Here is a 12,773-nt window from a genome sequence, read left to right on the forward strand (position 1 = left end):
TGTAGTTCTTTACGTTCTGTATTTTTTGCCGCATGAAAAGTATTCAAGTTCGATGAGGAGAATCGCCATGATCAAAAGTGTAGTAAAACGGGACGGCCGCGTGGTGCTCTACGATCAGAGCAAGATCACCGCCGCCATCATGAAAGCCCTGGACGCCGCAGGCGAGGGCGACGGCGCGGAAGCGGAGCGCATTGCCTCTCGGGCCGCGCGCCAGCTGGAGATGGATTGTGGCGAGGAGTCTCCCCAGATCGAGCAGATCCAGGACGCGGTGGAGACCGCACTGATGGAGACCGGCCACGACGCCGCCGCCAAGCAGTACATCCTGTACCGGGCCAACCGCACCCGCATCCGCGAGGCGAACACCAGCCTGATGAAGACCATCGACGAGATCACCAATGTGGACGCCCGCGCCAGCGACATGAAGCGCGACAACGCCAACATCGACGGCAACACCGCCATGGGCAGCATGCTGCAGATCGGCACCGCCGGCGCCAAGGCCTACAACGCGGCGTATCTGCTGCGTCCCGAGCAGGCCAAAGCCTACCGGGAGGGCGACATCCACATCCATGACTTCGATTTCTATTCCCTGACCACCACCTGCTGCCAGATCGACATTCTGCGCCTGTTCCACGGCGGGTTCTCCACCGGACATGGGTTCCTGCGCGAGCCCAACAGCATCGGCAGCTACGCGGCACTGGCGGCCATTGCCATCCAGTCCAACCAGAACGACCAGCACGGCGGCCAGAGCATCCCGAACTTTGACTACGGCATGGCCGAGGGCGTGGGCAAGACCTTTGCACGCTCCTACCGCAAAAAGCTGACCGAGAGCCTGGAGGATGTGCTGGAGACCGAGAACGAGGCCGACTTTGTAAACCAGATGGTGGACAAAGCCGTCACCGAGCTGGACCAGCAGCCCCGTCTGGAGACCAATGCCGAAGAGTTCGACCGCATCGTGGCCCAGGCGCTGACCGCCAGCGGCCGTGTGGATGAGCACACCGCCAAGCGTCTGGTGGCCACCGCCCGCCGCCGGGCCTGGAAGCAGACCGACCGGGATACCTACCAGGCCATGGAGGGCTTTGTGCACAACCTGAACACCATGCACAGCCGTGCTGGTGCCCAGACTCCCTTCAGCAGCATCAACTACGGCACCGACACCACCCCCGAGGGCCGGATGGTGATCCGCAACATTCTGATGGCGGAGGACGCGGGCCTGGGCCACGGCGAAACCCCCATCTTCCCCATCCACATCTTCAAAGTAAAAGAGGGTGTGAACTACAACGAGGGCGACCCCAACTACGACCTGTTCAAGCTGAGCATGAAGGTGAGCGCCAAGCGGCTGTTCCCCAACTACGTGTTCCTGGACGCCCCCTTTAACCTGCAGTACTACGTGCCCGGCCGGCCCGAGACCGAGGTGGCTACCATGGGCTGCCGCACCCGCGTGATGGGCAACGTATATGACCCGGACCGCCAGATCAGCTACAGCCGCGGCAACCTGAGCTTCACCTCCATCAACCTGCCCCGTCTGGCAATTCTGGCCGACCACGACGAGAAGAAGTTCTACGAGAGCCTGGATGCCATGATGGAGCTGGTGGCAAACCAGCTGCTGGACCGGTTCGAGATTCAGGCCTCCAAGCGTGTTTACAACTTCCCCTTCCTGATGGGCCAGGGCGTATGGCTGGATTCCGATCAGCTGGGACCCGCCGACGAGGTGCGTGAGGTGCTCAAGCACGGTACCCTGTCCATCGGCTTCATCGGTCTGGCCGAGACCCTGACCGCTCTGTACGGTCACCATCACGGCGAGAGCGACGAGATGCAGAAGAAGGGTCTGGAGATCATCGGCCACATGCGGGACTACTGCGACCGCAAGAGCGCCGAGATGAAGATGAACTTCACCCTGCTGGCCACCCCCGCCGAGGGTCTGTCCGGCCGGTTCACCCGCATGGACCAGAAGCGGTTCGGCATCATTCCCGGCGTGACCGATCGGGAATACTACACCAACAGCTTCCACATTCCTGTGTGGTATCCCATCTCCGCCTACGACAAGATCCAGAAGGAGGGCCCCTACCACGCCCTGACCAACGCGGGTCACATCAGCTATGTGGAGCTGGACGGCGACACTGCTAACAACCTGGAGGCCTTCGAAAGCGTGGTCCGCTGCATGCACGACAGCGGCGTGGGCTACGGCAGCATCAACCATCCTGTGGACCGCGACCCGGTTTGCGGCTACGTTGGCGTGATCGGCGACGTTTGCCCCCGCTGCGGCCGTCGCAGCGGCGAGGCCCTGAGCCCCGAAAAGCTGGATGAACTGCGCAAAAAGTATCCCGGCGTTCCCACCTTCTGCGGCTGCGAATGATTTTAGCGGACTCGACCGTTTTTTAACGGACCCGACCGGCGGTTTGCTCCGATCGGCCGATTCGCGACACCCGGCTTTCCTCAGCGATGACCGCTGGCTGCCTTTTTATCGGACCCGACCGGCGGTTTGCTCCGATCGGCCGATTCGCGGCAACCGGCTTTCCTCAGCGAAAACATCAAACGGCCTTATTGGCCCGGTGCGTTTTGCTGATTAAGCCCGCACAATTGTTTTTGTTGCTTCGGCAACGCTGCGCCGCCGGTGTTCTTTCTATAATAGATTTGTCACCCGATTGCTTTTGAATTTTTTTATCGCCGCCCCGCTGTTCGGGCGGGCGGCGTTTTGTAAAAGGAGGAGTTTTCTATGTCCGCTATGCAGAAACAATCCGTCGTTGGTAAGGACGTTCCCTTCGAGCGCATCCGCCGCATCACCGGCTACCTGGTCGGCACCATGGACAAATGGAACGACGCCAAGAAGGCCGAAGAGCGCGACCGCGTGAAGCACCTGTAAGCGCCATGCTGCAGGTAGCAGGCTTCGCCGGCGACAGCATCGTGGACGGTCCCGGCCTCCGGTTCACCGTGTTTTTCCAGGGCTGCCCCCACCACTGCCCCGGCTGTCATAACCCCGAGACCTGGCCCTTCGAGGGCGGGACTCCCTTCACCCCCGATCAGCTCATCCAGATGGCAAAGAAGAATCCCCTCTGCCGCGGCATCACCCTGTCCGGCGGCGAGCCCTTCGCTCAGGCCGGGCCGGAGCTGCTGGAGTTCGTCCGGCTGGCCCGCGCCGCCGGCTACGAGGTGGCAAGCTACACCGGCTACACCTTCGAGGAGCTGTACGAGCACGGCACCCCCGCCCAGAAGGAGCTTCTCACCCTGCTGGACACCCTCATCGACGGCCCCTTTGTGCAGGCCGAGATGAGCCTGGAGCTGCGCTTCCGGGGCAGCCGCAACCAGCGCATTCTGGACCTCCCCCAGTGCCTTGCCCAGGGCAAGGCGGTGTGGGAGACCCGCGAGCGCTGGGTGGGCGAGCACCAATAACCGCACATGTTTCAAGGCAAGGCCCCCGCACCCCGGACATTTCCGGCGGCGCGGGGGCCTTGTTTGCAGTTTTGATACAACTTCTTGCCGACAGCGTTACCCTTTGTATGCAATAATAGAAACGAGCACAAAATCCCCTGTTTTGCGGCAGGATTTTGCCAATCGGCCCTTTTTACGGCCGGATGTGATATGATAGAATCAGTATAACGCGATCGGTTTTCCGGCCCGGCCGGAACCAAAGGAGGAACACGACCATGGCACACATTCTGATTGTGGAAGACGAGGAACACATTGCCCAGATGATCGAGGCCACCCTGTCCCTGGGAGGCTACAGCTGCGAGATCTGCGCCGACGGCGCGCAGGCGGTGGAGCGCATCTTCGCGGGCGGCTACGATCTGGTGCTGCTGGATGTGATGCTTCCCGGGCTGGACGGCTTTTCGGTGATGGAACGGGTGTCCAGCCAAGGCACCCCGGTGATCTTTCTTTCCGCCATGCAGCAGGTGGCCGACAAGGTGCGCGGGCTGCATCTGGGGGCCGAGGATTACATCGCCAAGCCCTTCGAGGCGCTGGAGCTTTTGGCCCGCGTGGAGGTGGCTCTGCGCCGCCGGGGCAAGGGCCGGGAGGTGCTGGAATACCGGGGCATCCAGCAGGACCTTTCCAGCCACACCGTGACCCTGAACGGCAAGCCGGTGGCCTTAAGTCCCAAGGAATTTGAGCTGCTGCGGGTCTTTTTGCAGAACCAGGACCTGGCCCTCTCCCGGGACAAGCTGCTCTCGCTGGTGTGGGGCTACGACTTCGCCGGTGAGACCCGCACCGTGGACATCCATGTGCAGCGGCTGCGCCAGAAGCTGGGGCTTTCCGGCAAGCTGGTCACCCTGCCCCGCATCGGCTACCGGCTGGAACACTGAAAGGAGCCATGCCCGTGAAACTGTGGCAGAAGATCTTTTTGTCCTCTCTGGCGCTGCTGGTGCTGGCCACCGGCGGGCTGAGCCTGCTCTTTTTGAACAACACCCAGACCCAGCTGTGGCAGCGGGAAAAGCAGCGGGCCGCTTTGCAGCAGCAATCCATGATGAACGCCATCAAGACCAACGTGGTCAACCAGCGGCTGCAGTCCGGCCAGATCAGCCTGAGCGACACCGAGACCCGGCAGGCGGTGCGCACCGCCCTGGACAGCCAGGAGACGGACAGCTACCTGCTGGCCTTCCAGCTGTATGATTCCGGCGGCGCGGGCCTTCGCACCGATTCCACCGGCCTGTGCCACACCGCCAATCTGACCGGCAGCAGCTATCAGGACGATTCCCTCACCTACACCCGCATCTTCTCCCAGGGGGACCGGCTGCTGCTGGCCCTCAATTCTCCCCTGCCTCTGGAGCAGAGCGACTTTCGCATGGTGAGCGTGTTTGATGTGACCGACCTGGGCGCTCAGCTGCAGCGGCAGGCCCTCACCGCCCTCACCTTCGGCATTCTGGTCAGCCTGGCCGCCGCCGTGGTGCTGCTGGTGCTGGTAAAGGTGCAGCTGCGGCGGCTGGAGCAGCTGTCCCAGGCATCCCGCCGCATCGCCCAGGGCAACTACGCCGAGCGGGTGCAGCTGGCCGGGGCGGACGAGGTGGCCGACCTGGGCAAGGACCTGAACCGGATGGCCCAGGCCGTGCAGCAGCATGTGGGCCAGCTGGAGCAGGTGGCCCAGGACCAGAAGACCTTCATTGCCAACATGGCCCACGAGATGAAAACGCCCCTGACCAGCATTCTGGGCTTTGCGGACCTTTTATACCTGCAAAAGGACGTGCCCGAGAAAAAGCGCCGGGAATACGCGGGCATCATTCTGGACGAGACCAAGCGGATGCGCAGCCTGTCCGGCAAGCTGATGGAGCTGCTGAACGTGGGCAGCCAGAACCTGGTGTTCACCTCGGAGGAGCTTTCCGGCGTGATCGGCGAGGTGGCCACCGCCATGCAGCCGGTGCTGCACAGCAGCCGCCTGGCCCTGCAATACGGCTGCGAGCCCGGGCTTTGGATGGAGATGGACCGGGAGCTGTTCAAATCGCTGCTGTATAACTTCATCGACAACGGCCGCAAGGCCAGCCCCGAGGGCAGCCTGATCCAGCTGCTGGCCCACCGCAAGGAGGGCCGCATCGAGATCCTGATCCGGGACCACGGCCAGGGCATTCCCAAAAAGGAACTGGAAAAGATCCGCCAGCCCTTCTATATGGTGGATAAATCCCGCAGCCGCAAGGCCGGCGGCGCGGGCCTGGGCCTTGCCCTTTGCGACGAGATCTGCCGCATCCACAAGGGCAGCTTCGCCATCGACAGCCGCCTGGGCGAGGGCACCCTCATCACCCTCAGCTTCCCGCCTGCTTCGGCTTCGCCGGGCACGACGGCGGAGGGAGGCGACGCTGTATGAAGATCCGGCGCAGTCCGACCGACCCTCCCCATACGGTACCGTTTCGACGGGCCGACGCACAGCGCAATGCGGCTTTGCCTGCTGGAAAAGGCAAACGCTTCCGCCGCCTTCGCTCCCGCTTTGTTCCCCTCACCCTGGGGCTGCTGGCGGGCAGCGGCCTGTGCCTGTTCGCTCTGGCCCAGTGGATCATCCGCCCTGACCTTCAGGTGGGCAGCTTTGCGGCCCTGCCCGCTTACAACGTGGTGGGCCAGCAGACCGACCGGGCCGACTTCTGGGCCCGGGCCCAGTACCACAATGCCACGCCCCAGTACCCGATTCAGACCACCCCGCTCTTTGCGCTGGATGCCCTTTCCCGGATGGAGCAGCTGTTCCCGCTGGATCAGCTGCTCTACAGCCGGACCCCCGGTTCGCTGACCGTGCCCGATACCTCGGTAAAATCCGCCTGGTTCCACACCAACACCTTTCAGCTGCTGACCTGCATCTTCTGGGACGATGTTCCCGCCATCTATTCCACCCACAGCGGCCTGACCTATCCCGGCTGCGTCGAGCTGAGCCTGGGCTGTTCCATGGTCAACGATCAGCAGCCCCTTTGCTTCACCCTGCTGTTTTTGCCGGACGAAGCACCGGACGAGCAGGCCTTTGAGGCCGCCTACGGCAGAGTGGTGGACGATCTGCAGCAGCTGTGCGGCAGACAGATGAACAGCTTTCACACCCTGGAGGACCTGCTGAGCAACCTGGACCCTGTCGCCTTTCAGGGGAACTACTGGCTGTCCTCCCTTCAAGCCCGGAATCTGACCGAGCTGGCCGGGCAGATGAGCTCGCTTTTGCTGGAGCTGTACCTCAATGGCAGCTTTCCCTATGATCTGGCGGACCCGGCCCAGGCCGATGCGCTGCTGCAGGAGTATTTCCGGGAGCGGAGCTGCACCCTGCAGATCCTGCGGCTGGAGGAGTGCTATCTGGTGCTGATCAGCACCGAGCTGGACAGCGGCACCGCCACCCTGGGGCTCTACTACAGCCCGGTGCTCAAAACCTGGTGCGGAATCGGGCTTCAGCTGCTGTGAACCGGTGCGAAAGGAATGTGACCTATGCCGAAAAAACAAACCAAACCCAAGGGCCGTGGTGCCGCAAAACGCCCAAGGTCCGGTGCACTGCGGGCAAATCTTGCATTCTGTCTGCTCACGGTATTCATTCTGGCAGCGAGCGGCGCCTCCTTCGCCTGGGCCGCCGCCCGCATCGCGAATCCTTCCGGGCAGCTGGACTCCTTCGCCGCCCTGCCGGTGTACAACGTGATCGGCCAGCGCACCGACCGGCTGGAATTCTGGCCCCGGGCGCGCTACCACGACCTGGCCCGGGCCAACGGCTACCCGCTGCCCTTTACCGCCCAGCAGGCACTGGAGGAAACCGGCTTTCAGGAGCTGCTTTTGATTCTGATGGGAAGCTGCACCTATATCAGCAGCCTGAGCGGATCGGAGGAAGCGGGTCAGATGGCCTGCTACTCCTATTATACCGACAGCGTCATCTGCCGCTTTTACGACGATATTCCCGTTCAGCTTCTGTGCGAAGGCGGCACTGAGCCTTCCGTCTACCAGGGCGTGCTGAATGCCAGCAGCGGCCGGGGCAACGGCACCGACCAGCTGTGCTACACCGCCCTCATCACCCCGGATGACTCCATGACCCCCGCCACCGAAGAGCAGTTCCAGGAGGCCTACCAGACCATTCTGGAGCATCTGATGCTGCTGACCGGAGACACCGGCAGCGCACCCTATTACAGCTGCGGCCCGCTGAACACAGCACTCTCCATTGTGAGCGCACTGTTCCCCTATGTGGCCGACTATGCAAACAGCGTTGAAGAAGCCATCGCTTGGGAAAACGCCTCGGACAGCGGTTATCCCAGTGTGATGAGTACATTGAACCTGATCGATCAGCTGCTGACCCAGATCAACATGGCAAACGAGCTGTCTCCCTGGGAGTGGATGGGCGTGGCGGAACCGGACCGGTCAGACCCGGAGGAGGTGGAGCGCTTTCTGCAGAATTATTTCCGGGATGTCCTGTTTCTCGACCTGCAGATCCTCCGCCAGGACGACTGTTATCTGATCCTGTTTCAGTCCAGCACCAACGTTCTGGGGCTCTATTACGATCCCCTGCTGAAGACCTACACCGGCTTCGGCATCCAGTAAATCGTTCTGCTCTGGCTTCTCCCCTCTAAAAATCCGGCGAAACCGCCAGATTTTTTACAACTCAGATACACCTTTTTGGCGACTTGGTTTCCTGCCTCCTTTTATAATAAAAACAGCCGGAGGAAAGCCGGCGTAACATTTTGGCGACTGGTGCGTCCAATAGGCAGATGCTGAAAAAGGAGGTCCGCCGCCATGGCCACCCGTACTCTTTCCGTTCAGAATGCCCGCCGTCCCATGTATTCCGCGGCGGCCTGTGCCCCTGCCCTGCCCGCCCAGCGACGGGTGGTGCGCCGCCCGGCTGCGCAGCTCCAGCCCCGGCCGGCAAGCACCCGGGCGGCTGCTCCCGCCGCTGCCCGCCAAAGCGCTGCCCATGCTCCCGCTCGCCGCCGAAGAAGGCGGCACGCGCTGGCGGCTGTGCTGGCCAGACTGCTGGTTCTGATCCTCTGCGCCGCTGCGCTGTTCTCGGTGTTTGACCTGCTGGCCCGGCACCGGCTGCTCACCTCGCTGGGCAGTCTGGTCTCGGAACAGATCACCGGCGGCAGCAGCATACTCACGGTGCAGCCGGTGCTGCAGCAGCCCGCACTGCCCAACGGCTGCGAGGCGGCGAGTCTTGCCACCCTGCTGGAGTACAACGGCTATTCGGTGGATCTGGTCTCCCTGGGGGTGGATTACCTGCCCCGCCAGAGCTTCACCTACAGCGGTCCCTACCGTTATGGGCCGGACCCGGAGCAGGCCTATTCGGGCGACCCGGCCAGCAGCTCAGGCGGCTGGTACTGCTTTGAGGGGCCCATCATCGAGGCGGCCAACGCCTGGCTGCGGGACCAGAGCTCCGAGCTGCGGGCGGAAAGTGAGACCGGCGCGGACCTGGACCGACTGGAGCAGCTGCTGCGCCAGGGCACCCCGGTGGCGGTGTGGTTCACCCAGGACTACGAGCAGCCCCGGTTCAACACCTCCTTCACCTGGACGCTGCCCGACGGCAGCACCTATACGCCCTACGGCAACCTGCACTGCGTGGTGCTCACCGGCATGGACGAGACCCAGTGCTATCTGGCCGACCCCATGCAGGGCGATTCCTGCATCGAACGGGACCGGTTCGAGCGCATCTACACCGCCATGGGCAGCCGTGCGGTGGTGCTGCGCTGATCTGTATGTTGCGTTTCAACTCCTCCTTACTGCCCCTCGGGGGCAAAAGCCCGGTCAGCCTTAGCCGGCGTGACACAAGAAAACGACGCCGGAAAAGGGCCGCTTTTGCGGGATTGTAGCGTCAAAGCCCCTTGACAACCACCAAGGGTGCCTGCGGGTCTTTTCCTTGCACTCCCATCAAAATCGGACCTTTTCCGGTGCGAAGCAGTTCTGCCCCAGAATTTTGGATGCAGAAAGTACGAAAAGGGGCGGACCAAGCCTTGGTGGCTTGCCCGCCCCTTTGAATATTTTGTGCGCCAAAATCCTAAGGCAGAACCGTCGTTTTCTTATACCACACCGGCCTTGGCCGGGCTTTTTTGCCGCAAAACGAAAGGAACGGGGGGCCTTTTTCGTCTTATAAAAGACGACTGTTTTTTACTTTTTTCGGGAAAGGACCGTAATTTTTATGCCAACTGCAACCCTTCGCCGCCCCCGGCGGCGCAGAAGAAAGCGGGCGCCGCTGCTCCGGCTGGCGGTTCCCATCCTCGCCCTTGTGCTGCTGATCGCCGCCTTCTGGATCGCGCTGGCCCGGTTTTCCGCCACGCGGGAGGATGACCCCACCCGGCAGGCCCGCATCGTGGCCATCGATGCGGGGCACGGCGGCTCGGACACCGGCGCCATCGGTGTGAACGGCGTGCGGGAGTGCGACCTGACCCAGGCCACCGCCCAGGCCCTGTGGGACCTGCTGGAAGCCGACCCGGACATCGTTCCGGTGATGTGCCGCTCAGACTGGAACGAGGATCTGCCCGCCGCCGATCGGGCAAAACGGGTGGCCCGCTCGGACGCCACCCTCTCGCTGTCCATCCACATGAACTCGGACGGCGGATCCGGCCAGGCCAGCGGCTTCGAGTGCTTCCCCGCCCCGCCGGGCAACGAGTACAACAAGAACAGCCTGCGCTTTGCGGATTTCATCGCCGCCGAGATGAGCGCCGCCGGGGCCAGTCTCCGGGGCGATGGCGGCGTGCGCTACGCCTATTACGACGAGAACGACCAGCGGATCATCCGGGAGCGCAGCGACTCGAACCCCAACGCTTACCCCAGCTTCGCCATGGTGAACAGCACCGGCTGCGCCTCGGTGCTGGCCGAGCAATGCTTCATCACCAACGAAGCAGACCTGGCGGCTTTCGCCTCGCCGGAGGGCTGCCAGCTGGCCGCCCGCTGCTACTACCGGGCCATCCGCCAGTATTACGGTCTTTCTCCCGAGCCGGAGGAAAGTGCCTCCTGACCACAAAAAAATCCCCTTTCCAGCCGGAAAGGGGATTTTTTGTTGACAGATTGCAGCTTATGCGGTCTCGGTGTCCTCCAGGTCCAGAGCCTGCGCGCCGGACAGACCGTTCACGCTCAGTCCGCCGCTGATGCGGTACACGCCGCTCATGTAGGCGATGCCGATCTTGTAGTTCTTGCCGGGGGTCAGGCCGTCGAAGGTGGCGCTGGCACACTCGCCGCCGGTGGCGAACTCAATGGTGTGGCCGTTCACGTAGGCGCGGCCGCTGTCGGTCTCCTCCCACAGGGTCACCAGATACTGGCTGGTGGCGGTCTCCTTTTCACTGGTGGCATAGCTGGTCACCGTGATGGAGCTGCCCGCCGGGGTGAAGTAGTTGGTGAACCGGTTCTGCACGCTGTTGAACACCACATACAGGGTACCGCTGGCCTCGTCCAGCTGGCTGGCAAAGGTGGCGGTGGTGTCCAGCCCTTCCGGCCAGGTGATGCTGCCGCCCGCCTGTGAGGCGATGTACAGTTCCTCCACCGCCTCGCTTGCGGCCTCCTCCTCACTGGTGCCCGAGCAGCCGGTCAGACAAAACGCCGCCATGGCCAGTGCAAGGCCCAGGGCAAGCAGAGATTTCATTCGTTTCATAGCTGTGTCCTCCGTTTCGCGGGCACAGGCCCGAGGGGGCCGCCCGTAAGTCCGGTTTTTGTTCAGAATTCCCGCAGCCGCTCCCCATTGAAACAGGAGGCAGCCGTTGGGTGGATACCTTTTTATTATAATCCAAAACCCATCGGCTTACAAGCAGGCAGAAAAAAGCCGGGCAGGAATCCTCTGCCCGGCCTTATTTTCTGCGTTTTTTCTTCAGGCCACCTGATTTTCCGCCCGGATGGCCGCGCATTCGCTGGCGGCCAGCTCCGCCCAGCTGCCGTTGTGGAACAGAAAATCGTAGCGGTAGAGCACATAGCCGTCCGCGCCCACTTCCCTGCCGGTGCCGATCATATCCGCCAGATTGTGACCGCTCTGCCACTGGGTCACCGCGTTGTCGTAGTTGCCGCCGTCCCCGTCGCCGATGCGGTAGGCCCCCAGCCCGAAATAGAGGGAAACACCCTCGGCCCGCTCCAGCGCGGCCCATTCGGCGGTGATGTTCTCGAAGCCAAAGCGGGTCTGCCCGCCGGAGGTGGTGTAGCCGTAGCCCCAGTACAGCTGGGGCAGTATGTAGTCCACATAGCCGGGCGTGCTCAGCCAGAGGGCCACATCACTATACTGACCGTTATAATTATTATCCATATTCCCCTGAGGACTGATACCAAACCGGACCTCCGGCTTGGCCGCCTGGATGGCATCGTAAACCGCCTTCACCAGCTGGTTCACGTTGTCCCGCCGCCAGTCCTCCAGGCTCAGGGATGTGCCGGAGACGGCGTATTCCTCCGCGTCAAAGGAGGCATCGGTGGTGGGATAGAAATAGTCATCGAAGTGGATGCCGTCCACGTCGTAGTTCGTCACGATCTCGGTCACGCCGTCCACGATCAGCTGGCGCACTTCTTCGCTGGAGGGATCAAAATACAGCCCCTCCCCCGCCTGCTTGACCAGCTCGGGGCTGGTGAGGGCGGGGTTATTTTCGGCCAGCTGACCGGGCAGGCTGGCGTTCAGCTGCACCCGGTAGGGATTCAGCCAGGCTTCCAGCTCCAGGCCCTGGGAGTGGGCAGTTTCGATGAGAATGGCCAGCGGGTCAAAGCCCGGGTCCTGGCCCTGGGTGCCGGTGCACAGATGGCTCCAGGGGAAATACTGGCTGGGATACAGCGCATCCGCAAAGGGGCGCACCTGGGCGATCACGGTGTTCAGGCCCAAGTCCGCGCAGTTGGCCATCATCTCCTCGGCTCCGGCCCGGAAGGCCTCGGCGCTGGAAAAGTCGAACTGCTGCCACTCCAGATAGCTCACCCACATGGCCCGGTATTCCCGCGCGGGCTGGGCAGGCTTTTCGGCCTCGTCGCCGGTGTCGTTTGCAATGGGGCTGCCGGTTTGGCTCTGGCTGCCCGGCTGGGAAGCGGCAGGCGCGCCGCCGCAGGCAGCCAGGCTCACCGCCAGACAGGCGGCGGTGAGCAGCACGAATATTTTATTCCACATCATGGATCAACTCCTTTTTGAGGGGGCGGGCCTGTTTGCAGCGTCTGCCCCGCAGGCAGGCGGCCCGTGCCCTGTTTCATTCCTATGCGGGGCGATTCGTGCTTATTATAGCACAGCGGACCCCCGATACGCAAAACGCCCCGCTGCAAAGCAGCGAGGCGCTTGTGGTGGGCCATCCAGGACTTGAACCCGGGACCAATCGGTTATGAGCCGACAGCTCTGACCAGCTGAGCTAATGGCCCTTACGGGCGGCGGACCGCTCGAATATTCTTATTATACCAGAACCGGCCGCGGTTGC

The 12,773-nt window shown here is 62.6% G+C and carries 11 protein-coding genes and 1 tRNA gene; 9 read left to right on the top strand and 3 right to left on the bottom strand.

Translation table 11 applies throughout. The features are described from left to right. Positions 1-67 precede the first annotated feature (67 nt). The 9 genes from B5F28_RS02880 (at position 68) to B5F28_RS02915 (ending at position 10,369) form a co-directional block, all read left to right on the top strand. Complete coding sequence (locus tag B5F28_RS02880; RefSeq protein WP_087293190.1) at positions 68-2,353, top strand: anaerobic ribonucleoside triphosphate reductase; 2,286 nt, start codon at positions 68-70, stop codon at positions 2,351-2,353. A 360-nt stretch (positions 2,354-2,713) separates the two neighbouring features. Continuing rightward, positions 2,714-2,860 (top strand): anaerobic ribonucleoside-triphosphate reductase, encoded by a 147-nt coding sequence (nrdD, locus tag B5F28_RS14395; RefSeq protein WP_143402985.1) that lies wholly within the window; start codon positions 2,714-2,716, stop codon positions 2,858-2,860. 5 nt (positions 2,861-2,865) lie between these two features. Continuing rightward, positions 2,866-3,387: an anaerobic ribonucleoside-triphosphate reductase activating protein gene (gene nrdG / locus B5F28_RS02885; RefSeq protein WP_087293192.1), complete on the top strand. Its 522-nt coding sequence runs from the start codon at positions 2,866-2,868 to the stop codon at positions 3,385-3,387. A gap of 254 nt (positions 3,388-3,641) precedes the next feature. Further along, positions 3,642-4,295: a response regulator transcription factor gene (locus B5F28_RS02890; protein ID WP_087293194.1), complete on the top strand. Its 654-nt coding sequence runs from the start codon at positions 3,642-3,644 to the stop codon at positions 4,293-4,295. 14 nt (positions 4,296-4,309) lie between these two features. Continuing rightward, the gene (locus B5F28_RS02895) at positions 4,310-5,785 is read left to right on the top strand and encodes a sensor histidine kinase (RefSeq protein WP_158097497.1); all 1,476 of its coding nucleotides are present in this window, start codon (positions 4,310-4,312) and stop codon (positions 5,783-5,785) included. Next, on the top strand, positions 5,782-6,846 hold the full coding sequence (locus tag B5F28_RS02900; RefSeq protein ID WP_087293198.1) for a hypothetical protein: 1,065 nt from the start codon (positions 5,782-5,784) through the stop codon (positions 6,844-6,846). The genes B5F28_RS02895 and B5F28_RS02900 overlap by 4 nt, the downstream gene beginning before the upstream one ends. A 24-nt stretch (positions 6,847-6,870) precedes the next feature. Next, entirely contained in the window at positions 6,871-7,962 is a 1,092-nt protein-coding gene (locus B5F28_RS02905) for a hypothetical protein (RefSeq protein WP_087293200.1), read from the top strand. Between the two features lie 192 nt (positions 7,963-8,154). After that, positions 8,155-9,105: a C39 family peptidase gene (locus B5F28_RS02910; RefSeq protein ID WP_087293202.1), complete on the top strand. Its 951-nt coding sequence runs from the start codon at positions 8,155-8,157 to the stop codon at positions 9,103-9,105. A gap of 445 nt (positions 9,106-9,550) precedes the next feature. After that, entirely contained in the window at positions 9,551-10,369 is an 819-nt protein-coding gene (locus tag B5F28_RS02915) for an N-acetylmuramoyl-L-alanine amidase family protein (protein WP_087293204.1), read from the top strand. A gap of 57 nt (positions 10,370-10,426) precedes the next feature. Here the strand turns inward: B5F28_RS02915 and B5F28_RS02920 are convergent, their stop codons facing one another. From B5F28_RS02920 to B5F28_RS02930, 3 genes are all read right to left on the bottom strand, one after another. Beyond that, the gene (locus B5F28_RS02920; protein WP_087293206.1) at positions 10,427-10,999 is read right to left on the bottom strand and encodes a hypothetical protein; all 573 of its coding nucleotides are present in this window, start codon (positions 10,997-10,999) and stop codon (positions 10,427-10,429) included. A 213-nt stretch (positions 11,000-11,212) separates the two neighbouring features. Continuing rightward, entirely contained in the window at positions 11,213-12,478 is a 1,266-nt protein-coding gene (locus B5F28_RS02925; protein WP_087293208.1) for a glycoside hydrolase family 10-like protein, read from the bottom strand. A 162-nt stretch (positions 12,479-12,640) separates the two neighbouring features. Then, a tRNA-Ile gene (locus tag B5F28_RS02930) sits at positions 12,641-12,717 on the bottom strand. Positions 12,718-12,773: the final 56 nt, after the last annotated feature.

The sequence above is a fragment of the Gemmiger sp. An194 genome (genome assembly GCF_002160145.1).
Lineage (GTDB): Bacteria > Bacillota > Clostridia > Oscillospirales > Ruminococcaceae > Allofournierella.